This window comes from Chitinophaga solisilvae, assembly GCF_009928525.1.
In the GTDB taxonomy this organism is placed as follows: Bacteria; Bacteroidota; Bacteroidia; order Chitinophagales; family Chitinophagaceae; genus Chitinophaga; species Chitinophaga solisilvae.
Genome location: NZ_JAABOK010000003.1, coordinates 68,495 through 92,671, shown reverse-complemented (window position 1 = coordinate 92,671; position 24,177 = coordinate 68,495). Strand labels below are relative to the sequence as shown.

At 44.3% G+C, this 24,177-nt stretch carries 18 protein-coding genes; 8 read left to right on the top strand and 10 right to left on the bottom strand.

Going from position 1 to position 24,177, the window contains the following annotated elements; translation table 11 throughout:
• Positions 1-75 precede the first annotated feature (75 nt).
• Positions 76-2,169, bottom strand: coding sequence for a peptidylprolyl isomerase (locus GWG06_RS06355; RefSeq protein ID WP_160712091.1), 2,094 nt, complete (start codon positions 2,167-2,169; stop codon positions 76-78).
• A gap of 841 nt (positions 2,170-3,010) precedes the next feature.
• Here GWG06_RS06355 and nadA point away from each other — a divergent pair.
• Positions 3,011-3,943: a quinolinate synthase NadA gene (gene nadA / locus GWG06_RS06350; RefSeq protein ID WP_235938176.1), complete on the top strand. Its 933-nt coding sequence runs from the start codon at positions 3,011-3,013 to the stop codon at positions 3,941-3,943.
• Positions 3,944-5,669: 1,726 nt separating this feature from the next.
• Here nadA and GWG06_RS06345 read toward each other — a convergent pair.
• The gene (locus GWG06_RS06345; protein ID WP_160712087.1) at positions 5,670-5,906 is read right to left on the bottom strand and encodes a FeoA family protein; all 237 of its coding nucleotides are present in this window, start codon (positions 5,904-5,906) and stop codon (positions 5,670-5,672) included.
• A 161-nt stretch (positions 5,907-6,067) separates the two neighbouring features.
• On the opposite strand from GWG06_RS06345, the gene ybeY reads away from it, so the two are divergent.
• The 5 genes from ybeY (at position 6,068) to GWG06_RS06320 (ending at position 11,558) form a co-directional block, all read left to right on the top strand.
• Positions 6,068-6,490, top strand: a complete 423-nt coding sequence (gene ybeY, locus GWG06_RS06340) for an rRNA maturation RNase YbeY (RefSeq protein WP_160712085.1) — start codon at positions 6,068-6,070, stop codon at positions 6,488-6,490.
• A 465-nt stretch (positions 6,491-6,955) separates the two neighbouring features.
• Positions 6,956-8,824, top strand: coding sequence for a tRNA uridine-5-carboxymethylaminomethyl(34) synthesis enzyme MnmG (gene mnmG / locus GWG06_RS06335; RefSeq protein WP_160712083.1), 1,869 nt, complete (start codon positions 6,956-6,958; stop codon positions 8,822-8,824).
• A 375-nt stretch (positions 8,825-9,199) separates the two neighbouring features.
• The gene (locus GWG06_RS06330; RefSeq protein WP_160712081.1) at positions 9,200-9,790 is read left to right on the top strand and encodes an RNA polymerase sigma factor; all 591 of its coding nucleotides are present in this window, start codon (positions 9,200-9,202) and stop codon (positions 9,788-9,790) included.
• Positions 9,783-11,051: a porin family protein gene (locus GWG06_RS06325; RefSeq protein ID WP_160712079.1), complete on the top strand. Its 1,269-nt coding sequence runs from the start codon at positions 9,783-9,785 to the stop codon at positions 11,049-11,051. Before GWG06_RS06330 ends, GWG06_RS06325 begins: the two co-directional genes overlap by 8 nt.
• Before the next feature lie 105 nt (positions 11,052-11,156).
• Positions 11,157-11,558: a hypothetical protein gene (locus GWG06_RS06320; RefSeq protein WP_202182966.1), complete on the top strand. Its 402-nt coding sequence runs from the start codon at positions 11,157-11,159 to the stop codon at positions 11,556-11,558.
• A 1-nt stretch (position 11,559) separates the two neighbouring features.
• On the opposite strand, the gene cls is transcribed toward GWG06_RS06320, so the two are convergent.
• The 3 genes from cls to GWG06_RS06305 form a co-directional block, all read right to left on the bottom strand.
• The gene (cls, locus tag GWG06_RS06315; RefSeq protein ID WP_160712077.1) at positions 11,560-13,041 is read right to left on the bottom strand and encodes a cardiolipin synthase; all 1,482 of its coding nucleotides are present in this window, start codon (positions 13,039-13,041) and stop codon (positions 11,560-11,562) included.
• A gap of 34 nt (positions 13,042-13,075) precedes the next feature.
• Positions 13,076-14,029 carry a carotenoid biosynthesis protein gene (locus GWG06_RS06310; protein WP_160712075.1) on the bottom strand — a complete coding sequence of 318 codons (954 nt, stop codon included), beginning with the start codon at positions 14,027-14,029 and terminating at the stop codon, positions 13,076-13,078.
• Between the two features lie 195 nt (positions 14,030-14,224).
• Complete coding sequence (locus GWG06_RS06305) at positions 14,225-16,357, bottom strand: alpha-galactosidase (RefSeq protein ID WP_160712073.1); 2,133 nt, start codon at positions 16,355-16,357, stop codon at positions 14,225-14,227.
• Positions 16,358-16,553: 196 nt separating this feature from the next.
• On the opposite strand from GWG06_RS06305, the gene GWG06_RS30545 reads away from it, so the two are divergent.
• Positions 16,554-17,060: a hypothetical protein gene (locus GWG06_RS30545; protein WP_235938174.1), complete on the top strand. Its 507-nt coding sequence runs from the start codon at positions 16,554-16,556 to the stop codon at positions 17,058-17,060.
• On the opposite strand, the gene GWG06_RS06295 is transcribed toward GWG06_RS30545, so the two are convergent.
• Genes GWG06_RS06295 through GWG06_RS06285 form a run of 3 tightly spaced genes read right to left on the bottom strand, consistent with a single transcriptional unit; the run spans position 17,032 to position 18,438 of the window.
• Positions 17,032-17,676 (bottom strand): ClpP family protease, encoded by a 645-nt coding sequence (locus GWG06_RS06295; protein WP_127044146.1) that lies wholly within the window; start codon positions 17,674-17,676, stop codon positions 17,032-17,034. The two genes, GWG06_RS30545 and GWG06_RS06295, sit on opposite strands and share 29 nt — an antisense overlap.
• Positions 17,677-17,678: 2 nt before the next feature.
• Positions 17,679-17,936 (bottom strand): hypothetical protein, encoded by a 258-nt coding sequence (locus GWG06_RS06290; RefSeq protein WP_160712071.1) that lies wholly within the window; start codon positions 17,934-17,936, stop codon positions 17,679-17,681.
• On the bottom strand, positions 17,917-18,438 hold the full coding sequence (locus GWG06_RS06285) for an RNA polymerase sigma factor (RefSeq protein ID WP_160712069.1): 522 nt from the start codon (positions 18,436-18,438) through the stop codon (positions 17,917-17,919). The genes GWG06_RS06290 and GWG06_RS06285 overlap by 20 nt, the downstream gene beginning before the upstream one ends.
• Before the next feature lie 267 nt (positions 18,439-18,705).
• On the opposite strand from GWG06_RS06285, the gene GWG06_RS06280 reads away from it, so the two are divergent.
• Entirely contained in the window at positions 18,706-19,470 is a 765-nt protein-coding gene (locus GWG06_RS06280; protein WP_160712067.1) for a M12 family metallopeptidase, read from the top strand.
• 81 nt (positions 19,471-19,551) lie between these two features.
• Here GWG06_RS06280 and GWG06_RS06275 read toward each other — a convergent pair whose 3' ends face one another.
• A complete protein-coding gene (locus tag GWG06_RS06275) occupies positions 19,552-20,229 on the bottom strand; it encodes a DUF2625 domain-containing protein (RefSeq protein WP_160712065.1) in 678 nt (225 codons plus the stop codon).
• Between the two features lie 191 nt (positions 20,230-20,420).
• Positions 20,421-24,008, bottom strand: a complete 3,588-nt coding sequence (locus GWG06_RS06270) for a TraB/GumN family protein (RefSeq protein WP_160712063.1) — start codon at positions 24,006-24,008, stop codon at positions 20,421-20,423.
• Positions 24,009-24,177 lie beyond the last annotated feature (169 nt).

Genomic DNA, 24,177 nt, shown 5'->3' with positions numbered 1-24,177 from the left:
TGCGGGGACTATAAACGCAAAGAGGGACGCCTGTAAGCGTCCCTCTTTGCCTTATGTCAGTAAAAATGTATTTGTTTAGAAGAATTTACCGCGGCTATCTTTCACGCTGCTCTTCTTTTTCAGCACTTCAAACAGTTGCTGGTCCAGCATGGATTTGATACCCTGTTCGTAAGTAGCCTGTTGTGCTGCAATGTCCTGAGCAGGCTGAGCAGAAGGCTCGTAGCTGTCAGTTTTGATAACATAAACACCACCGGTTCCTTCGATCGGAGCAGAAACTTTTGCTGTACCCCATGCTTTATTGAAAGCAGCACCAGCTACACGTGGCTCAAAGCCCAGGGAAGCGATGAAAGGAGTACCGAAGCTAACACCTTCTGCTTTCAACACAGGCTGGTTGGTAGCTTTTGCTGCGGCATCCAGGCTGGCCGGCGTTTGCAGTTTGGCCATGATCTGTTCTGCTTTCTTATGCTTTTTAACTTCAGCTTCTACCTGCGGACGAACATCATCCAGCGGAGCAGTACCCTCAGCGCGAACGCTGGTTAAAACAGCTACTACATATTTATCATCGAAAGTAAACACATTGCTCACATCGCCTTTTTTCGCATCGTAAGCCCAACGAACCAGGTCGCGGGACTGGCCTATACCAGGAATAACGAAGTCCATAGGACGTACATTGTCAGCAATTTTCTTGTTCAGTTTACCCTGCTGGATATTTTTTTCAAAGGCAGCAGCAGTACGGCTCTTGCTGGCGAAATCGCTGGCAGCGCCGTAAGCGTTGTTATTGGTTTCCTTGCTCGCTTCCACTGATTTACCGAGGTAAGCCACTTTTACAGCAGGGCCAATGTTTTTCTGCTCCATGATTTCCATTACATGGTAACCAAATTGTGTTTTAACAGTTTTGATCTGTCCTTTTGAACCTTCAAAGGCAAAATCTTTAAATTCAGGAACAAAGGAAGAAGAAGGAGTGATTTCATATTCACCACCGGTAGCTTTACTGCCGGCATCATCTGTATACTTTTCAACCAGGGCTTTAAAGTCAGCGCCATTTCTCACCGCTACTTCAATGCTGTCAGCACGTTTTTTAGCGGCAGAATCAGGCAAACCGCCCTGCGCACCGGAAGCAACGAGGATGTGACGCACCTTAACGCTGTCCGGCATTGTTTTACGATCAACCATTTTCGCAAACACGATGAGGTTGTTATCATAATATGGCCCGAATACTCCACCCACAGGCATATTCACAATAGAATCCTTCTGTGGCATCTGTGCAGCATTCTTGGAGAAATAACCATCATAGAATTTGATGTCGGAGTTACGGTTAATAAAGCCGGCAACATCATGGGTGGTATCCAGCTCGGATTTAAGAGCCAGGATTTGCTGGATGGCAGCAGCGGAGTCCTGCGCAGAAGGAACAGCATCAAAAGAGATATATTCCACCTTGCGGGATTCTTCTACTTTAAACAGTTGCTTATGATCGGCAATGAAGCGGTTCAATTCAGCATCTGTTACCTTAATAGTGGAGTCGGCAATAGAAGCGTAGGGAACGCTTACATAAGAGATGGTAGCAGTTTTGCTGTTATCTTCCTGCTGTTGTTTTGCCAGCCATTTAGGATAATATATACCTTGTTTAATCAGGGTAGTATATTTTACCTGCTCCTGGGTTTTACCAATGTAGCTTTCCAGCTGTTCCAGCGCCTGACGGATCTGGGGGTTGGAGCTGGCCTGTGCAATAGTCTGCTGCAGGGCTGCACGGTCAAACTGACCATCGCGGGTAAACTGCTGTACTACGATCGGATTCGGGTTTTTACCTCTGATCTGATCAACAATTTCTGCTTCTGTTACAGCAATACCCAGTTTTTTATACTGTCCCTGTAAGATTTGTTCACTCAGAAACTGGTTCCAAACCTGCTCGCGGATATACTGACGTGTTTGTTCGTCAATATTGCCATTCGGCATTTGCTGACGGGCGCCTGCTTCGGCATCCTGAATACGGCGCTGGTAATCTGTGATATCCAGCTCTTCTCCATTTACTTTACCCACACTGGTTGAGCGCCGGGCAAGAGAACTTTTGCCAAAAAAGGCATCCTGTAACAGGAAACTAACAATAGCCAGGCAAATCACTACTACGATCACAACGGCGTATTTGTCCCTGATTTTCTGAATTACTGACATATATTATATAGTCTACATTTTTAAGGATAGCAAAAATAGAATAAAATAACTGTAACTGCAAAAGAGTATTTTTTACCCTGAAACCTAGTACAGTAAAGGGTTTCAGCTGTTACTAACACTTTCGTGGTTCACCTGTCATTCACAGGTTTTCCACAGAAGACAATATTTCACGCATCCCCTTTTTTCAATGCTTTAGGGTTTTCAAACGCCCGTTATTGCTGCTGTTCTCCCGAAAATATAAAATAATTATTATTTGTAGTTTATACACAAATGTGAAAAAGCTGTTTTTCTCTATTCACATGAAATTGTGAATAAAAAGCTGCTATTTTCGGTGCACCCTCATTTTGACCTTGACAGACCTCCGCGCGCTTTTTTTCCACAATTGATGTGTAAAAACCCCTGTAAAAGTGAAAATAAGGTGGGAAAACATGCCTTAGGGAGGAGGTAAAACTAATTTTGTTATTGTCGTTAAAGTTCACCTTAAAATTTCTAATCCACAAAACCGGGTTGTTAACATGTTCTTTTAACAATTTCCTAATATAGGAAGGGTGAAAAAGATTTTCACTCACTACGATATCCACGTATGTGGATGAAATAGTAAAAAGCCAGTATTGGCGCGGAAAGAGCATGTTAATTAGATGTGGAAAGCGTATAAAAAAGGAATAACAACTACATTTGTATCAGCGCTGGAAAATTAATTTCCACATATTCACAGCCCTAATAGTAGTGGGCTTTTCTTTTTAAATATTTAAATAAGTATATAGCTATGACTACGGAAATCGCTGTCGCGAAAAAAAATTTGCAACACAACGGATTTTTGGATATATCGGTTGATCCGGCTTTGGATTTATTTGCAGCGATAGAAAATCTGAAAAAAGAGAAAAACGCCATTGTTCTCGCACACTATTACCAGGAGCCGGATATCCAGGATGTGGCGGACTATATCGGAGACAGTCTGGGGCTTAGCCAGCAGGCGGCAAAAACGGATGCGGATATTATCGTTTTCGCCGGCGTGCATTTTATGGCGGAAACCGCAAAAATTCTGAGCCCGCAGAAAAAAGTGCTGCTGCCGGATCTGAAAGCAGGGTGTTCGCTGGCTGACAGTGCACCGCCGGAACTGTTCAAAAAGTTCCGGGATAAGTATCCTGACCACATCGTTATTTCCTACATTAACTGTTCTGCGGGTATCAAGGCGCTCAGCGATATCATCTGTACCTCCTCAAACGCAGAGAAAATCATCGAAAGCGTTCCCAAGGATCAGCCGATCATTTTTGCCCCCGACCGGAATTTAGGGGCTTATTTGATCAAAAAAACGGGTAGAGACATGGTTTTGTGGAACGGAGCATGCATGGTACACGAAATTTTCTCTCTGGAGAAGATCACCAGGCTAAAAATGCGTCATCCGAAGGCGAAGGTGATTGCACATCCGGAATGTGAACCGGCGGTGCTCGCTATTGCGGATTTTATTGGTTCCACCACTGCCTTGTTAAAGTTCAGCACCAAAGATGACGCACAGGAATTTATTGTAGTAACCGAAACTGGTATCCTGCACCAGATGCAGAAAGACAATCCCGCAAAAACTTTTATTCCCGCACCGCCCAATAATGCATGTGCGTGTAACGACTGTCCGCACATGAAACTGAATACGCTGGAAAAGCTTTATCTGTGTATGGAATACGAACAGCCGGAAATTACGATGGAAGAAAGTCTGCGGATAGCCGCTAAAAAGCCGATTGAGCGCATGCTTGAAATTAGTGCGCATGCTGGGCTTTAATATAACTTACTGATTTACAATTTTATTTGAATAATAATTTTATATAATTAAAATTATTCACCACCTTAAAGGCCCTGAGGATGCCATATCCTCAGGGCCTCCCTGTTTATACTCGAATTGTTTAATTCTCAGCGCGTTATGAGTGGTCTGAGAATCGATTTTTTGCTTACAGACCTTCCTTCTTACCGGATAAACTACGCTCACATTTTTCCCAGTGTTTTTATGTTGTTAATAACCGACTAAAAATGATTTTTGAGTGCGCTGAGAATTGAAAATTTTTTTTGCTCCTGTGGTTACGGCGTAAAATTTTTTTTTATCGGATTCTCACAGCACTATGAAAGGCTTGTAATTACTGTATTTGCAAAGGTTACCGTGAGCATCGTGAAATTTTAAATTATGAGGATATAAGCAGCTTTTTTTTGAAGCCGCTGAGATTTCAATATTTTTTTTGAATATGCCATAACCCCAGGAGTTCAATTTCCGTTCGATTCTCACGGCATTCATTTTTTACAGACTTTTTCACATATCGACGTTATATCCCATTTATCAGCAGGTATTTTCTTTGCGGGTTGCTGTCAGTGAAGTCATTTTGCCGGGCACAGGCGGGTTATAAGGGCTCACCTTAGTGATTTTTTTGAGTGCTCTGAGAATTGAATATGTACAATTTTCGTGGGGTTACCCCAAGGTTTTATTTTTCATTTAATTCTCAGCAGGCTCATAGTGAGCTGAGATTTGCACGTGTATCGGGGTATCCCCGGACTTTCAATATTGATTCAATTGTCAGGGCCTTCCCAGTGTGCTGAGAATCGCATATTTCTCCGAAAACTTTATAAATGATGGATAGCAGAAATGGGATACATTCTCAGGCGGCTGGTAGTGCGCTGAGAATAGCGTAAAATTTTCACTTTCACTGTGAATCCGCTAAAGGAGTATGAGGCAGGATTCTCAGCGCATTACTAGTGCGCTGAGAATGGCTTATTTTTTCTGATTTATAAAGTCGGGCTGATATTCTGATTTGGCGAAATTCTCAGCGGCATAGCAAGCCGCTGAGAATTGCATATAAATTCCTCAAACGGATATGTGTCTTTTTTTTTATTCTATGTGATTCTCATTGGATACTTATTACGCTGAGAATTGCATATTTCTTGTGAGGCCGGAGAGAAACTGGGTGATTTATGTGGAGAAGGCTTGTTTGTAATCTGGAAATGTGGATAAGGAAGACTGATTTGGCTAAAAAATTTTTTTAAATAGAAAATCAGTAAATCTTCGGCCCTTTTGTGGATAAAGCATTCTTTTTTCTGAAAAAATCAAGCCTCAGGCCAAAAATCAGCAAGAAAAATCTGAAAATGTGTATAAATGCTTGAAAAAATCAATTTTTTTTTGAAAAATCGAGTGTTGAGATGAAAGAATGTGGAAAAAACGAATCGTAAGTTTGAAAAGTGCAGAGAAATTTTTTTTGAAACAGTATTTTTCAACAAAAAATTGATTTCTCAGTAAAAAATCAAGAAATAAGGTTGAAAATTGTGGAAATCATCCCCTCAAAAAGTAAAAAAAAATTTTTTTCTGCGCTTTTTCAACAAAATTTTTTTTTGAACGGAGAATTGGTGGAAAATCCAGGAATGAGTGAAAAATCAAAAATTTTTTTTTGATTTTCTTGTTTTTTAAATGTGAGTGTGGAAAGGAAAGGGAGGGAAGGTTAACAAAGAGGAGATAAAAGTAGAGGAAACTATATTTCCTCTACCCAAATATGATCTGCTTCAGTTTTTCTCAAGGACAGGTTATAGCCTGCAACCATGATTGAAATCGGATCTCCGAGAGGAGCAATTTTTTCAATTTTCACTGTTTCGCCAGGTACACATCCCATTTCCATCAGTTTAATGTGAAGATCGTCTTTTTCGAATTCTATAATTATCGCACTTTTACCTGTGGCCAGGGAGGATAATTTCATCATGCCTTTTTTCATTATCTGCGAATTAATCTGTTTAAACTTTGTTTCCGCACACTTGGAATAGCTCCAACGAATAAGACAAAGGTAGGTGTGCAGGGGGAATATGCAAAAAGAAACCTGTATCCATTCCGAAATTTCACTTTACTTTTACAAGCACTTAATAATTTCATCATAAAATGGCGATTCAGTTTACGGCACACGAAGTAAAAGTGAGCTTAAAGGAAAGAAGGAAGTTAAAAACTTTTTTAACGAACCTGTTTGAACGGGAAGGGCAGGGGCTTGAAAGTCTGCATTACATTTTTTGTTCGGATGCGTATTTGCTGGAAATAAATAAACAGTTCCTGCAGCACGATACCTATACGGACATTGTAACTTTTGAAATGGGAGAAGATCCGGCCATTACGGAAGGGGAAATATATATCAGCATTGACAGAGTGTTGGAAAATGCTGAAAAATTCCAGGTATCAGTAAATCAGGAATTGCACCGGGTCATTTTTCATGGGGCGTTGCATTTATGCGGATATAAGGATAAAAGTAAAACAGAGAATGAGTTAATGCGGAAGAAGGAAGACGAGTGTTTAAAAAGATATTTTGTGTAATGTTCCACGTGGAACAAAAGGAAAATGTTTTTAAAATAAAAAGAGGATGTTCCACGTGGAACATCCTCTTTTTATTTTATGGGGAAAGGGGTACTCTTTAGCTTGTTTTTGTGTATATAATTTCAAGATTACCTCTGGATAAATGCAGCTGGAGTTTTTCCTATTGTATTGGTACTTTTTCCAGGGAATGGAGTTTAATACTGAAACGGATTATTAAACATTACATCATACATAAAGAGTTTCCTATTTATTGAAAATACCGGGCATCCTGTTTGACTCCCAAAAATTGCACACTCAAGAAATAGGCTTTTGTCCAAATTAACCATTTCCGGCGAGGTATGTTCCACGTGGAACATGCCTCTTTTTTATGCCAGGATATAATAAAAAATGTTCCACGTGGAACATTCGAGTTTATCTCCACAATGTGCCTTCTTCTCCGTAATTTTGCACTTTCTTTTTATTATTATGTTTCCAACGTACGATATAATTGTTGTAGGTGCAGGACATGCTGGCTGTGAAGCGGCAGCTGCTGCAGCCAATATGGGCTCCAAAGTTTTATTGGTGACCATGAATATGCAAACCATCGCTCAGATGAGTTGTAACCCTGCCATGGGGGGCATTGCCAAAGGGCAGATCGTGAGAGAAATAGATGCATTGGGTGGGTACTCCGGTATTGTAACGGACCAGTCCATGATCCAATTCAGGATGCTGAACCGTTCTAAAGGGCCAGCCATGTGGAGCCCCCGTACCCAGAATGACAGGATGCTGTTTGCCGCTAAATGGAGAGAAGCCCTGGAGAAAACACCCAATGTGGACTTTTACCAGGACATGGTAAAAGGGCTGCTCGTGAAAGATGGGCGTTGTTATGGTGTTATTACCGGGCTTGGTCATGAGATTAAGGCTAAGGCAGTAGTACTTACCAACGGAACTTTCCTGAATGGAGTGATCCACATAGGGGATAAGCAATTTGGCGGTGGCCGCGTTGCGGAGAAGGCAGCCACCGGTATCACTGAACAGCTGGTTTCCCTGGGTTTTGAAAGTGATCGTCTGAAAACGGGAACTCCTCCCCGAATCGACGGCCGTAGCCTGGATTATTCCAGGATGGAAGAACAAAAGGGAGACGATGAAATAGTAGGGTTTTCCTACCTGGATGTAGAGAGAATAAAACCAGCGCAGCAACGAAGCTGCTGGATTACCTACACCAGCGAAGCAGTACATGAAATGTTACGTACGGGTTTTGACAGATCCCCCATGTTCCAGGGACGCATCCAGGGAACTGGTCCTCGTTACTGCCCAAGCATTGAAGATAAAATTAACCGCTTCGCAGAAAGAGAGCGGCATCAGTTATTTGTAGAACCGGAAGGTTGGGATACGGTAGAGATCTATGTAAATGGCTTCTCTACTTCATTGCCTGAAGATGTGCAGATGAAAGCATTACGCCTCGTGCCTGGTTTTGAAAACTGCCGGATGTTCAGACCTGGATACGCAATTGAGTATGATTTCTTTCCACCTACCCAGCTGCAGTTTTCGCTCGAAACCAAACATGTGCAGAACCTCTTTTTTGCCGGACAGATTAATGGTACCACAGGATATGAAGAAGCTGCCTGCCAGGGACTCATGGCGGGTATGAACGCTCACCTGAAGGCAAAAGAGCAGGATCCGTTTATCCTGAAAAGAAGTGAAGCCTATATAGGCGTGTTAATTGACGATCTTATCAACAAGGGGACTGAAGAACCCTACCGTATGTTCACTTCCAGGGCAGAGTTCCGGACCCTGCTTCGCCAGGATAACGCAGATCTGCGTCTGACAGAGAAGAGTTACCAGGTAGGACTTGCATCTGAAGAAAGAATGCAGCGGGTACAACAAAAAAAGGAACAGGTTGCTCAGATTAAATCCATTCTAAAGGAATTATCTATAGAACCGGAAGAAATTGGTGGTTTACTGACAGAGAAATCTTCTGCTCCGCTTTCACAAAAACAGAAGGCGCACCAGATTTTGTTACGCCCTAACCTGGATATTTTCTCTATGAAAGCCAACGTGCCCAAAATAGAACAGGCACTGGCCGCCTTCAGTAAAGAAGCGTTAGAGCAGGCGGAAATCCAGATCAAGTACGATGTGTATATTGAAAAGGAAAATGAACTGGTAAAGAAAATGAGCCAGTTGGAAGATCTCATCATCCCGGATAACTTTGATTATTCGAAACTGGTTTCGCTGTCGAGTGAGGCGAAACAGAAATTTAATAAAATTCGTCCGCATACACTTGGACAAGCCAGCAGAATCAGCGGAGTGAATCCCAGCGATGTACAGATTCTGATGGTGTACATGGGGCGATAAAAATAAAAAGTCATTCTGAAAAGGCGGTCTGAATTTCTCAGACCGCCTTTTTATTTTTGATGGACTGAAAGTTTAAAACAGGTAGAAAAGCATCAAAATTTGATAAAATTCCGAAAAATCGACCTCTGGAAATGGGGTAAATTTCAAAGATCGGGGCCTGAGCAATACCAACTATTCAAAAAGCCACTAGCTGGCTGTATGGGGCTAAAAAGGGCGTTTTTGAACGACGGTATAGTTTTTCAGTAAAGGCAACCCTTTCTTAACCAGCTTCGTATCTATATTACCTTAATTACCTATTTATGTAAATGAAAAAATTTTTTCCAGTGAAAGTGTGTGTTAGAATGTTTTTAGATACAGACAGGTAAGAAATTATTTGTGGAAGACCTGAACCAAATTAATGAATTGATTAACGGCTGTTGCAAAAAGGAACGCAACAGTCAGGAATTGTTATACCGTAAATTTTTCGGGTATGCTTTAAGTATATGCATGCGATATGCTCCGGGTAGGAATGAAGCCATTGAAATTATGAACGACGGCTTTCTGAAAATTTTCCAGCACATAGCGTCTTTCGACAAGAGCCGGTCTTTCAAAACATGGCTGGGAAAAATTATGGTGAACACTGCTATTGATTATCTGAGAAGTAAAAAGAAACTGGCCTTTACCGATGATGTTGATCAGGTGTATGACCTGGGTACAGATGATAAAATTGTAGACAAACTTTCCTACGATGAAATTTTAAAACTTGTTCAAACTTTATCTCCGGCCTATCGTACCGTTTTTAATCTCTATGTAATGGAAGGTTTTCAGCACCATGAAATAGCCGCGATGTTGGGAATTTCTGCAGGAACATCGAAATCCAATCTGTTTAAAGCAAAAAAAATACTGCAGGAGAAAATTATGCATGCTGCGGCTACCCGTGGAACAACCGATGTAGCCGTAAATTATTCAGTTAATAATAATGAGTGAAGAATTTGAAGATAGTATCCGTAAGAAGCTGAGTGAAGCTGATTATCCCTTTGACCAGGATGCCTGGAAGAAGATGGAATCGCTGCTGGATAAAGACGAGGAGCGCAAGCCGGTCATTATCTGGTGGAGATGGGCTGCAGCAGCTATCCTGGTATTAACTGCCGGCCTGACCTGGTGGCTTTTACAGCAAAATACGACTCCGTCTTCTTACTCATCTTCCAGTCAGCCAATAATCAAACAGGATACTCCGGTACAACAACGGCAGGGGGCAGGAACCTCCCAGGTTGTCGCATTGCAGGGCACCGTGCATGAAAATCTGCAGGATGTTCCACGTGGAACATCAGCCGATTCTTTACCCGCGCACAAGGAAGAAGTATTGGTAACAGGTAAAAAACACAAATTTACGTTACCTGTCCCGGCAGAGGTGAAGAAGAAAGAGACAAAAGCGCAGGAACCAGGTGGTATTACTACCGGAACAGCCTTCATTGGAATAGAAAGCCTGGAAAAGGTGCGTATGATGGAAGATAACTATAACGACTATACGAAAATAGAAACGGCAGCAGATATAAACAACGTTAACGGCTATACGAAAATAAATGAACAGCCACCAGCCATCTATCAGGCTGCATTCAGCGAAAAGGATACTGCTGCAGCAAAAGCGGCGGAACCTAAAAGAAAAAACTGGTACATAGGTCTTACATTGGGACCGGACCTCAGCGTGGCGCCTTCCTTTAAATACGGTAACATCGGTTTTAACGCAGGCATACTGCTGCATTATTATTTCAACAAAAAACTCTTTGTCACCAGCGGAATCATCTACAGTAAAAAAATATATACCGCCCCTCCGAAAGATTACGACCGCTGGAACGGTAATACCTATCCCTCCGGAACGCTGATAAGAATAAATGCAGATTGTGATGTGATAGATATACCACTCAACATCAACTATACTTTCCTGCAGGCAGGTAAAAACAGATTCAGTGCCACCGCCGGCCTGTCCAATTACCTGATGCTCCGCGAAAAATACCGGTTTACCTACAAATACGGCCCGCAGGCAGAGAAAAATTACGAAAATGAAAACCAGCACTACCTTAGTATTCTCAATGCCGGCCTCCTGTATCAACGCCCCGTGTCTCACCGTATACTGCTGGGAGTGCAACCTTATGCAAAAATTCCACTCCATGGGGTAGGTTATGGACACATCAGATTATTCTCTGCCGGAGTATCTGTACAAGTTACCCTCACCGGCAGAAAACCTTAAAGCAGCCACGCCGTAAGAACAATCCCCGGCGCCCCATTGTTATCTATTGCCATGCATACGTATGGCATGGCATTTTCTATTTTCATTCCTATAAAAATGAATGCTATGGCTGATAAAAAAAATAAACCCGGCAAAAAGCAGGAAGAAGAAAAAGAATTTCCGGGATACCCCGAATATCCTGCCGGCGATGATATCATGAGTAAAGGAAACAGGAATAACGAAGTGGATATTGACATGGATGAGGTAACCGGCTCCTTCCGCCATAATAGCGAATTGCCGCCTGCTAAAAAGAAAAGCCCGCGTAAAAGTGATGAACAGGAAGAAACCTGGCGCCAGGATAAAACCGGCGATGACCTTGATGTACCCGGCGCTGAGCTCGACGATGAGGAAGAAGCAATAGGAGAGGAAGATGAAGAAAACAACCTGTACAGTATTGGTGGTGACAGGCACGAAGATCTGGAAGAAGACAATGGTGAATTCCTGGACGAAGACGAAGAAAAATACTGATCTATAATAAAGGCGTCAGCAGGCGGCAGACAGAATCCATGAACCGCTTGGCCACATTCCGCTTATTCCACCTGGTTTCCTGCACCGGCAGCGAATACAGCAGATCTTCATCAAATGCGCGGTTCAGCCGCGCAGCTACTTCTTTGTCATATACCAATGCACCGATTTCGCAATTGAGAAAAAAGCTGCGGTTATCAAAATTTACAGAGCTGACCCAGGCCAGGTTATCATCTATTACCATTGTTTTGGCATGAATAAACCCACGCGTGTAGAAAAATACTTTCACACCAGCAGCCAGCAACGGTTTCATGTAAGATAATGCGGCATGCTGCACTATAAAGGAATCTCCCTTCAGGGGAAGCAGCAGCTGTACATCCTTGCCTGCCTGAGCAGCTATCTGCAGCGCTGTCAGTAATTCTTCCGTCGGAATAAAATACGGATTGGTAATCCTGATCCGGTGTCTGGCAACGTTAATAGCCATCAGTATACATTGCATAGCCATGGGCCAGTCTGAATCCGGCCCGCTGGCAACAATGTCTGTATAACACGCCCCTGTGAACGGTACATTCCGGAGAAAATAAGGCGCTTCAAAAGGAAAAACCTCCTTGCTGCAATACCGGTAACTCATGAGAAACTGTAACTGTAAAAGATTGACGGCATCGCCCATAATTTTCAGGTGCGTATCCCGCCAGTATAACCGATGTTTCCCGTTATTGATGTAGCGGTCATCCAGGTTAATGCCGCCTACAAAACCCACCTTTCCGTCAATGACAATAATCTTCCTGTGATTGCGGTAGTTAGCATTCAGGTAAAAATCCACTCTTACCGGCGAAAAGGTATAAACGCGGGCGCCGTTCTCCTTCAGCATCCGGGGAATTTTACGGATCCTGTCACTTCCCATGGCATCATATACGAAACGCACCTGCACGCCCTGATTGAGTTTCTCCTTAAGAATTTCAGCCACTTCATTTCCCACATCATCTGCGCTTAACATGTAGTATTCAATATGGATATGGTGTTGTGCCGCGCGTAATGCTGCCATAACTTCGGGAAATTTTTCTTCTCCGTTAATCAGCAGTTTTACTTCATTGTTTTTGGTGAGAATAGACTGACGGGTATTCAGCAGCATAGCGGATAGTTCCTGTTTACTCCCTGCGTGCTGCCGCAACTCAAGCTGCAACTGCTCCATCTCATGGCGTTGTGACTGCCAGTACTTGGCGAACAGTATTTCATCCTTGCTGCCTTTAAGCGTAAAACGCCGCTTTTTCCGAAGATCCCGGCCAAGGTAATAGTAGACGATCAACCCCACAATGGGAACAAAAACAAGCAGCAATATGTAAGCTATCGCTTTTACCGGATTACGGTTTTCCAGCAGGATGGTACCTACCACACCCAGAAAAGTAAGGATAATCAGTATCAGGCTGCCGGCCTTGATATAAATGTGGAGGTCTGTTCCCGTAAGATAATTGATGAGCGTATGCACCCCGGTGTAAAGTTTAAAATTTCCTGTAAAATACTTAACGCCTGTCTGTTAAAAAAGTTATGCCGGGTTTTCTGAATAGCTGGGGGAGGTGTATCAGCAGGCCGATAGTGGCATTCAGCACAGCGGCAGTGGTCATGAGATTATTTTCTCCCGAAAATCCGCCTAAAAACAGCCAACATAAAAAATACACGTGGAACCATACTGGTACTATCCAGGCTGCCAGCGGCCATGGTGCAGCTGCCACGGGCTGCCGCCTGCGGAAACCTGCGCAGACAAACCCCATCAGCATCAGTAGTATAAAAATCAGCCGGTGCAAACTGGTGATGCCCCATAAGGATTTTAACAGGGCGGCGAGAGGGAAGAGGGAAATGTACAGCGCTATCTGGGAAAGTAAAACCGATAGCAGCGGAAATACAGCTTTCCAGGCTGCTTTGCCGGAGATCCTTTCCAGCAGCCTGCCAAACAGTGAGTAGAAGAATACTACCAATAACCAGCCATAGAAATTGCCATACGGCACGCCAAACCACTGACCACTCAAAGCGCTTCCCGGAAGGCCGCGGCTGACCCAGTCCCAATGCCACATATGTAACCGGTAAGCCACAACATCCATACTGAGATCAATATTGAGCGCCAGCAGGCTATCCAGTGCAGCGGCCGCCCATAGTGGTAAGCCTAACCGGTCGGAAAATAACCTTGACGAATATATGATTACAGCCCATCCGCAGCCAATACAGAACGGTATGTTGCGTGGCGCCGTTCCCAGCATGATGGTGAACCGGCCATAAAAATAACCACTGCTGGTGTATACATTGATGTATTCCAGCAATAGCCCGAAACACAGGCCGCCCAGCAGCCAGGATATATGCCCGATCCCTTTTCTGTATGCATGCCATACGCATATGGCCGTTATGATGTACATACAGGCTTCTGTTAACGGGAAACACCAGGCAGGAGCGGGGCCATAGGGCATATTGGAAAAAGGAAGCATATCAGCTGTTTTCTGTTACTGAAGATAACAAAACTCAGAGGATATTATTTTTATTGCTGTTCGCAATTGGTTGTCTGCAGGATACTAGAAAGGAAATAAAAAAACAGGAGAGAATAGACTAACTAAAACGAATATACGAAAATTGATTACCTATTCACTGCCGGAATTATTTATCCGGCAGTGAATAGGTAAATTTTATTCAGCCGTTATCTCCAGTATATTGCTTGTTAAAGGTTTTACCCGGCCGGGGGTGAGACTGATACCTGCCGTCATCAGGTAATCACCGGTGTATACCTGGTTACTGAATGATGATGACGTACCGGGAAACAGGCTGATTTCTTTTATACGGTAATTTCTTTGAGGGTCAAGTCCCTGTAGTTTAACAACATTGAATACATCGGTTCTGCGGGTATTCATAAGATAGTGGAACACCACTGCCTGCCTTTTATCAGGACTGGTATACTGAAACACCGCACGGGGAGCTTCATAGGGAGAAACAAGCCTGCAAAGATCTCCATACCATATAATATCACGTATACGGTTATACGTAGTTACGGCATCGCGGCTAAACTGTAATTCCTGTGGTGTAAAATCATCTACTTTGATATCATATCCCAGCTTGCCCATCATGGCAACATCTGTGCGAAACTTCAGTGATTGCTTTCCCATATTGGTGACATGAGCCGCCATGGTATTGGACGGAAAGAAATGGGAATAACCGTATTGGATGTAAATTCTGTCAACCGGATCTGTATTATCACTGGGCCAGAATTCTGTAAAGTATTTCAGTGCCCCGTAATCAGTGCGGCCGCCACCACCCGAGCAAAGCATAATGGGCAGGTGCGGGTACCTGGTTCTTACGCGTTCCATTACCTTGTATAAGCTACGGGTATAAGCGATAAAGAGATGCGACTGCTTCTCTTTCAGGTAAGGAGAATAGGTGTTGGTGAGCATGCGGTTGCAATCCCATTTGATATATGCAATACCTGGGTTTTCGGATAGTGTTTTGTCAACGATACCGTACACAAAATCCTGCACGGCGGGATTGATCAGATCCAGCACCAGCTGGTTTCTGTAGTAGTGTTCATCCCGGTTGGGAAGTTTCATGATCCAGTCGGGATGCCTGGCGTACAGTTCACTTTTAGGATTCACCATTTCAGGTTCCAGCCATATGCCGAATTTAACGCCCTGTTTCCCGGCTTCTTTCACCAGGTGGCCTAAGCCGTGCGGGAGTTTTTCCCGGTTGGGTTCCCAATCGCCAAGCCCGGCGTTGTCGCTGTTCCTGGGAAACTTATTGGCAAACCAGCCATCATCGAGGAGGAATAAGTCAACTCCTAACCTGGCGGCCCCGCCGAACAGGCTGGTGAGTTTCTGTTCATCAAAGTGCATATCGGTGGCTTCCCAGTTATTCAGTAAGGTAAGGCGTGGCGTGCGGCCATCAAGAACACCATAATTAACAGCCCAGTGCTGAAGGTTGCGGCTGGTCTGCCCTTTTCCTTTGGATGAATATGTAAAGATGAAAGCGGGTGTGGTAAATACTTCTCCTGGTTTCAGCGTATAGTCGGCAGCATAAGGATTCATACCGGCGCTTACATGAAGTGCGCGCTTTTCATCTACCTGAAAATCAAATTTAAAGTTACCGGTCCAGGCGAGGGTACCGGCAATGGTTTCGCCGGTGTTTTCCTGGGCTGCATTATTGAGCGACAGGAGGAACATGGGTGACTGGTACATATTGGCGCGTACGCCCAGTTTGCTTTCCAGTGTTTTAATACCGGGTGTGAGCGATTCTTCCACCATGGCAGCTTCTTTGGCCCAATCGCCGTGAAACTGCGTCAGCCAGTACTTTCCGGCGTTGAAATGCAGCATGGAGGAGGCATATGCGGTAAGCAGCACCGGCGATTTTTCGGTGTGTGTTATTTCTGTCCAGGACCTGATAACATCTTCTTCATAAAAACTCTCAAAATGGAGGGTAACGCTTACCGGATACACGGGATCTTTGAGGGATATAACGGTGTGGGTGGTATTATTTTCGCGGGAAGCATTATGGGACTGATATTTCAGTTCCAGTGACGGATTGCCGTCATGATGCACTATGCGGATTGCCGGTTCCAGCAGACTTTCCATACCGGCGGTGAGGTATGCTTCCTGTGATGATTTCGCCAGGCTGTCTGCAGTAACGGTTTGCCCGAAATATCGTTGTATTAATCTGCCCTGAGCATTGACGCTGTATAAAAGGCTGGTATTACGGGTGGTGATCCGTATCAGCTGAGTTTGTGCAAATGCCCAGTGAGACAGCAACAGCAGGCATATACCCAGTATTTTTTTCATAATGCGCTTTTGAATAAGCGTACAAAATACAAATATCAGGATGCTATGCTGGTACTAATTTAACGGGAGTGCTTTTTTTTGAGGTAAAAATGCATCTGAGCAAAAACTAAACGGAAAATTCTTCTGTTAAGAAGTAATTAACATTCTTGTGAGAAAAATTTTATTCTTTTGAAACATGTTTTTTAACCCGAGAAAATTGTTTGTGATTGTTGGTTATCCACGTTCAGGAAAGAAGAGGGTATTGCAGGAATTGTTTGCCAGAAAGCACTTTTTTCCGCTGAAGGAACCCATCACCTCATCAGTATTAAACGGCGATTTTGTTGTTATTAACATGACTAACCGGCGGAAGCGCACATCAGTGATGTGTTCCTTTATCAGTCGTGTTATGCAGTATCATGCAGCATCTTCCGCATCAGGCATTATTATGCTCAGTCTGGTGCTGGATAATGGTTTGCATGATGCGGGAGAGATGATCAGGTACCTGAATGCTTCAGGTTACACTATGCATTATCTGGTGCTGCGCAGCAGCTGGTCTGACAAGCAGTTGATCAGCGACGGGGATCTGCAGGCGTTAAAATCCCTGGTGAGCAGGGGGACGGTACATGTATTTGAGAAACTGGTAACGCAGTCGGGTGTCCGTTTTGAACAGCGTCAGGAAGAGCTGGCGGAAGTGATTAACGAAGTGCTGGGAGGCTGCTCATAGTGGCAATTTTCAGCTGTGCGAATTCCAGGGCAATGAGGTCATCGGTACTGCCCAGTACTTCATCTACCAGGCCGAAGGATCTGGCTTCCACCGCATTCAGGAAATGATCGTTTTCAAAGGCGGCAGCGATGTCGGAAACGGGTCTGCCGGCATTTTTGGCCAAGAGGTGAAATATCTGGCTTTCCAGGCGTTCCTGTTCGCGGTAGGCAATACGTACATCTTCCGTGTATCCTTTGGCGCCACCACCTGCAGGATGCATATGTATGGTAGCATGCGGAAGGGCAAAGCGCTGGCCGCTGGCGCCGGAAGACAGAATGATGGTACTCATGCTGCCGGTGAAGCCCACTGCCATCGTAGATACAGGAGAGCGCAGCATTTTCATGGTGTCATATATCGCCATGCCGGCGTAGATAACGCCTCCGGGGCTGTTGATATACATACTGATGGGCTGGTGACTCTGACTGTCCAGATACAGCAGCTGCGCCACAATAAGATTGGCTACCTGGTCATCAATTGCAGTGCCCAGGAATATGATGCGCTCTTTGAGCAAAAGGCTGTAGATGTCGAAGGCATTGCGTCCGTCGCCATCCACTACTGTGGGAATAAGAAAAGCCATGGTCAGGTAAATATGGTGGTGATGGAATGATGAAAGGATTCTTCCTGCATCAGCTGATTAAAAAGCTGATCGAGTTTTTCTTTTTTCTTTTTCCTGGAAAACCAGCGCACAAGTTGCAGCACTTTTTCCTGTGCATTTACTTTTTCCGCCAGCTCAGGAGCAGCAAGTGTTCTGGCCTGAAACAGCAGATGTTCAGTTACAGGAAGCGTATTGTCCAGGTATTGTTCTATTGCCTGTATTTCACACAAGGTTGTCCTCATAACGGGTCTGTTTTATTTGTTCCCTTACTTTTTCCAGGCACTTGTACTTCTGTACAGCGGCTGTATGCGGAGTTTTGTAATGAAATGACGCTGCAATATCCTGCATCGTTTTTTTATCATAGTAGAATGCCTGTAACAGCTGTAAACATTTGCTGCCGGCTGTTTTCAGATATTCCAATACCGGCCTGCGCACAGGTGGCGGAGTATAGTAATCATCCGGTACGGCAAATGCCGGGTTTAGGGTATCCAGGTCTGTTTCCCGCTGATCAGCTTTCAGCTTCCTGATACAGAGTATTTTTGCAATACCCATGATATATGCCTGTGCAGTTACAGCTATCTTCAACGTATTATTCTGTTTTTTTTCCAGGTAGATGATAACTGCATCATGAAACAGGTCTTTGGCAGTCTGCAGGTCCCCGCCCATCTGCCGGACCATCCTGGCTACTTTGGGCAATGTATCCCGGTACAAGGCATCAAAAGAAGGATCATCTGTTATAAACATATACCGCGTTTTAATAGTAGTGTCGGAAAAGAGAGGAATATCACCCTAAAAGGTAAAAATTATTTTCAGCATGGCAGTACATTATTAGCGGCACTGACTGCCAGCGTATAACAGCACTGCTGATTAGCTACAGGAAGATTTTTTTGATATGAAAAACCGATGGTTGCTATTATTATTTTCCTTAAATTAGAAGATGTAATATGGCCATATTATAACCCGTCGAGACCCGTAACCAGAATCTTAACCCATCTTAAAAATGAGCAAATTATGAAAAGAAAGCCCTTATTCTTTCTTCTGTCGCTAATGGTGGCCGCCGTAACAAGTTGTAAAAAATCAGAAAACACGGCTACCCCGCAGCAAGAGCAGTCAAAGTCTGCCGTTAGAGTATGTATTGACAAATCTGACCCGGGAAAACGCGTTTCCACAGAAGGTGTTGCTGTTAATGCATCACTGTGGGCCAACGGAAAAGTTATCCGTGTTAAATTTCTGAATGGCTCTACATTTCTCCGGAACAAGGTAAAAACATATGCCAAAGTCTGGGAGAATTACGCCAACATCACCTTTAGTTTTGTAAATGACAACCAGGCTGCAGATCTCAAAGTAAAATTCAGTAATGACCAGACTTCCTGGTCATATATTGGAACAGACGCACTGGGTGTTTCCGGTGAAACCGTGCATTTTGGCTGGTTTGACGCCAATACGGATGATACGGAATTCAGCAGAACCGTAACGCATGAATTCGGACACGCCATCGGGCTGGCGCATGAACAATCCAGTCCGGCAGCGAATATACAATGGAATAAACCCGTTGTATATGCCTACTATGCGCAATTCGGCTGGAGCCAGCAGGATGTGGATTACAATGTGTTCTATAAGTACAGTGCATCAACTACTACTTACAGCTCATATGATCCGGCTTCCATCATGCAGTATCCGATTGATCCCAGCTTTACCACCAACGGATTTTCAGTTGGATGGAATACCGTGTTATCTGCTACAGACAAGACTTTCATAGGATCAATCTATCCTTGACAGTTTAATGTTTCATAAAGTTATTCCCATACGGCAGCTGGTCACAGTTGCTGTATGGGAATTATTGTCTGCCGGGAAATATCATTTACCGGGCAGGATTGTACGGCGCATACTCATGTGCATATCATATTGCTCCTGAACAGGTACAGCTTTCCGGGAACAGCTGTTAATATCTTTACCTTCCCTGGACCATAGAAACGGATAGAAACTGAAAACTTCATCGCCTGATAAGGCAGCCACATCTTCCCTCCAATGCATCCATCTTTCTTCCTGATAAAATTCTTCCAGATCTCCATTGAAACAAAACAGCAGAAACTCCGTGTAGGTAATATCCAGCGGCTCATATTCCAGATTGCCGGGCGCAAAATAATAGACCTTTCCGGCATCAGCACCAAGTCCGCCGCCATTCAGCAGATAGTAGCCTCCGATAGCATCATCTGCGATTAACAGGAACGATGGGACATCACCCCATTTTTGAATGGATTTTCCATAGTTCCAGTCAGGCAAGGTGCGGGGTAACCTGTTACTCCCGGAGCCAAGGATTCTTATCCATCCGTCATCGATCAGAATACCGCCGGACATATAAACAACAGCTCCCATCGGGGAGCGCGTTGTCACCTGGGTTTTATACAGGGCATCTCTTGCTCTCATGAAATCAACCGGCAAAACTGCTACCTTATTGGTGGCCTCTCTGATCCATTCCTGTACATAGATCCATCCGGGATCTGTATTATTGATGAGTTCTTCTACGGACCGCATTTTATGCTGAGCTGTTGTTTTTAAAGTAAACAGGTTTATTACAATTAGTACCAGAATGGTTTTCATAGCAAAGATATCAATAAGTTATAATGGTAATTGTTGCTGCATACTTCCGGGTGAAATTTCACTTAGTGCAGAAATAAAAAAGGAAGACACGATATCAGTGTCTTCCTTTTAGTTAGCATTCCTGATTATTTTAATTCTTCCAGGTAATCATGATATGCTTTGCCTGCTTCTGCAGTAAGTTTTTTCTTATCTCTGATAACAGTGGCATCACTGATGGAGTGCAGTAACTCCGGTTCAAAATTCAGCGTTGACGTATCTGCTGAAAAAGGACCTACTAACTCATATTCCCATTCGGGGTTGTCATCAACCTGAAAGCGATACAGATAGAGCCATTCAGCCGGTTGCTTTCCGTCCTGTACTTTTACCTGGGTCACGTGTTCAAGTGCAGTTACATTGTAATCATCACTGAGGTAATTACCGATGTATCCCCGTGCTACTACTTCCTGTGAAAGCAGGTGCCGGATATGTGGCAGCTGATGATCGCTTTTTACCGCATCGATAAACGGATAGGCGTTTACGTAGTCATTCAGAATGCCGTTGATAATTTTATCATCCACCATAATATCATGATTGATCAAGCCGCGTACGCCAAGCCCGCGTAGTTCTGTAATGGTATCTTTCAGCAGTTCCCGGAATAATGATGTGGCGCCGGCCGGTGTTCCCGGTAATGCAAGTATATGTCCGGTAACATATACTTTTCGCTGCCATCTCCATTGTTCATCCTCCGGTATTTTTTTCCGCTGGGTTTTCAGCAGGTCTTCAAACTGCTTTGTGATAGCGGGTATCAGCAGAGCCGTTTCATATTGATCTGCCTGCGGAGCCATCCATAAGGAATCATTCCAGGTAGCAGTAACAAGTGCCTGCAGGAAGCTCCCGGATTGTTTTGCCACATTAATCATAGCAGGTAAGTACTGTTTATATAGTTTGTTGACTTTAAATGAATGAGAGATAATGCTTTGTGTACTGGTATTACTTTCCGGCAGAACGGGCGCCAGTCTTATAAATGTGCGGATAGCAGAATCTGATGCCAGTCCGCGTGTGAGCAGCTGTAATATTTTTTTCCGCTGTTCTGTATCTTTTGTATCAGTAAAGATGATTTCTGCTGCATGAACAACATCATCACCGGGGAGGTTTTCCAGGGATGACAGTAGTTTGATGCCGGCTTCGTGCTGCTTGTCTGCCGGGAACGGACGTGACAGCACCTGAATAATGGCATTCCTGTCTGTGCTGTCGGGGCTGAAATGAGTCAGATACCTGCAGGCGCTATTGAATACGGTGGTATCGGTGCTTTGCAGGTCAGTTAAAAGCAGGTTTAGTTTCTTCTGCTGTAAGCGGCGCGTATCATTTTTTTGTTTGTTACCGGCGTGAAAGGAGCTGAAGAATTGTTGGACAAAACCTTTGCTGACCAGTTCCTCCGGCTGAATAACAGAGAGGCGGTAAACAGTATGTCCGGCTACGATGGCCTTCCTGTACCAGCGTAAACCGTTGCTGTTTCCTTTCAGTACTGTTTCATAGGCCGGCTGGCTTTCCCAGACGGATTTACGGTTATCGGCAACAATGAAATTGGTGTCTGCCGGAAACAGATATGATTGCAGAATGCTGTCAGGGTCATTGTGGAAATACGGGCTGTATTTATCTACTTCTACTATGTACATGGAATGAGAAGCGCTGTCCATGGAGGTGTAGTAATCTACCTGTACCGGCGATGTTGTATTTTGTTCTCCGAGAGGTCCTCCGGTAAATAGTGCCGGGCCTGCTATGGAAAAGCTGCTGTCTGCCGCCATGAAAGGCACTACCGGCGCTTTGGCTGCCAGCGGCAGTATCTGGAATTCCTCGCGGAAGCGTTTCCAGTAGCTGCTATCGGTGCTTGTACCGTTATAAATACAAAGCAGGCAGTAGGCAATGTTACCGCGGGGAATAAAACTGAGGCGGGAAATGAAGCCGGTAGGATGCTTGAAAACCAGGTTATATACCGGCAGGCCATGTTGTTCCGTGACGGTGGAATCTATCTGTACAATGCTGCTATCCTGTTCAAGGAGGTTATTGCGGAGATCTTCCAGTATTTTTTTATCATTTGTATTATAGTAGCCGCTTTGCATTTTTTCTACCCGTATTACGTAGGAAATGCTATTGGCGTTATCAAGGGCTGTAAATATTTCTTCGGGGCGTGCTTGTTTATTGCTGCCTGTATTAACATGATTATAGGTAGATGGCAGGAGCGCAGAGAACCCCAGCTGCGGGTTAGGCAGGGTAGTATAAACAGTAGCCGGTCTTACAATATCATAAAAGCGTACCGATCTGAAGAAGTTAATCCTGGCGGTGCTGTCTTTTTCTTCAGAGGCATGCATAAACATAAAAGCCCGGTTGTTGAGGATGAATATGCGGACATAGAATGGTATTTGTCCGTTCATCATCACTGCTTCCGTACCTGGCAGGTTGCGGTAGGAGACAGGATAGGATTTTTTCAGTACTCCGTTGCTCTGGCGGGCCATATTGGTGAGCATCATATTCACGAGGCCTGTTTTATCTGATCCCAGCAAAGCTATATCCATTGCCAGAGCGAAGCCGGTTTCCTTGCTGGCGTTGCCGATATACATTTTACGGTTAATGTTTGGCAGCTGGTAGGCTATTGGTGTACCGGGCAGCATGACGCTGTATCCTTCAGCTATTTTGTTCAGCGGATAACCTTTCACGCTGTCCAGCCGCTGGCGTTCGCGTCTGGCCACACCGGTAAAGTCAGCTTTCACAGCGGTAACTGTAAATCCTTTTGAGCGGAGCAGGGAGAGTATACCTTTTTCTCCGGGTAAGTGTGCAACGCCTACAGCTGCGAAAACGGATCCCTTGCTGATCAGGGTGGTGAGGTTGTCCGTCATTTCAAGGTTGCGTTGCAGGAGGCCGGGGCCTTCCGTACTTTCGCCCCAGGAGTTGACCACGTCACCTATTTTCTGCAGATTGGCAGTGTGATAGATGTTAACGAGCGAATCGAGGAGTGTTACCCGTGTATTGAACCGCTCAGATTTTTCCTTTGCATGGCTGTTTCCGGCTTCCGTGTAGCCGATGTTCCAGAGGAATACATCTTTCTGTACATCAGACACATCAGCGCTCATAAAGTGCAGCTGATTCTGCATCCTTTCCAGGCTATGTACCGGCTTTTCCAGAATGGTGGCTTTCTGATGCAGCCATCCATCGAGAAATGTATGTTCTGTTTTCTGGTCGGGGTTAGCATTTTTAAGCGCCTGTTCTTCATCGAGCAGTAGCTTTTCAATGAACCACAGTCGTTTTACATAGAGTTTTTCGATGGGGGCGCCTGTTTTTTCAATGATAAGGCTGTCCACATAACGGTATTCATCCTTGTTCAGGAGGCGGCGCATATGGTTTACTGTATCCAGCATGGGGCCATGTGGTGAGAACATATAGGACATGATAGAATCCATATCTACTTCCATGGCAAAGGAAGAAGTATTCCGCAGTGCGATGAGGACAGAATCACTGAATTCAAATACTCTGCGGTCGGTCATGTGCATGGTGCCGAACAGGTAGGAAGGAGTGGTGCTGCCGGGAGCATCAATGCGCCATAGCAGCTGGTAGCTGGGTTTCCCTGTATGCTGGGCTTGCAGTGTGGCGGCAGGCAGCAGCAGTAACAATAATAAACCTATCAGACAGGGAAAGTTTGTATGGGTCCCGGGGCGGGGATTTATATAGGAATAGAGCATATAACAAAAATAGTAAAGTACAGTAATAAGGCAGGAGGTATCAGCAATGATGCTATCTAGTCACCAGAAAGTTAATATGCCTGCAGCTGATGATATAACAGGAGAAAGGAAGAAATGGGGAGAAGAAAGCAGATGTGGGAAAAAGAAAAAGGGAACAATACTTTTTACA

Coding starts and splice junctions, on each gene's coding strand:
- GWG06_RS06295 (WP_127044146.1), bottom strand. CDS start 17,676: ATGGCTTTTCTTATTCCCACAGTAGTGGATGGCGACGGACGCAATGCC.
- GWG06_RS06345 (WP_160712087.1), bottom strand. CDS start 5,906: ATGAAAAAAGGCATGATGAAATTATCCTCCCTGGCCACAGGTAAAAGT.
- mnmG (WP_160712083.1), top strand. CDS start 6,956: ATGTTTCCAACGTACGATATAATTGTTGTAGGTGCAGGACATGCTGGC.
- GWG06_RS06305 (WP_160712073.1), bottom strand. CDS start 16,357: ATGAAAAAAATACTGGGTATATGCCTGCTGTTGCTGTCTCACTGGGCA.
- GWG06_RS06275 (WP_160712065.1), bottom strand. CDS start 20,229: ATGCGGTCCGTAGAAGAACTCATCAATAATACAGATCCCGGATGGATC.
- GWG06_RS06285 (WP_160712069.1), bottom strand. CDS start 18,438: ATGTTTATAACAGATGATCCTTCTTTTGATGCCTTGTACCGGGATACA.
- GWG06_RS06290 (WP_160712071.1), bottom strand. CDS start 17,936: ATGAGGACAACCTTGTGTGAAATACAGGCAATAGAACAATACCTGGAC.
- GWG06_RS06355 (WP_160712091.1), bottom strand. CDS start 2,169: ATGTCAGTAATTCAGAAAATCAGGGACAAATACGCCGTTGTGATCGTA.
- GWG06_RS06270 (WP_160712063.1), bottom strand. CDS start 24,008: ATGCTCTATTCCTATATAAATCCCCGCCCCGGGACCCATACAAACTTT.
- GWG06_RS06280 (WP_160712067.1), top strand. CDS start 18,706: ATGAAAAGAAAGCCCTTATTCTTTCTTCTGTCGCTAATGGTGGCCGCC.
- GWG06_RS06320 (WP_202182966.1), top strand. CDS start 11,157: ATGGCTGATAAAAAAAATAAACCCGGCAAAAAGCAGGAAGAAGAAAAA.
- GWG06_RS06310 (WP_160712075.1), bottom strand. CDS start 14,029: ATGCTTCCTTTTTCCAATATGCCCTATGGCCCCGCTCCTGCCTGGTGT.
- GWG06_RS06325 (WP_160712079.1), top strand. CDS start 9,783: ATGAGTGAAGAATTTGAAGATAGTATCCGTAAGAAGCTGAGTGAAGCT.
- ybeY (WP_160712085.1), top strand. CDS start 6,068: ATGGCGATTCAGTTTACGGCACACGAAGTAAAAGTGAGCTTAAAGGAA.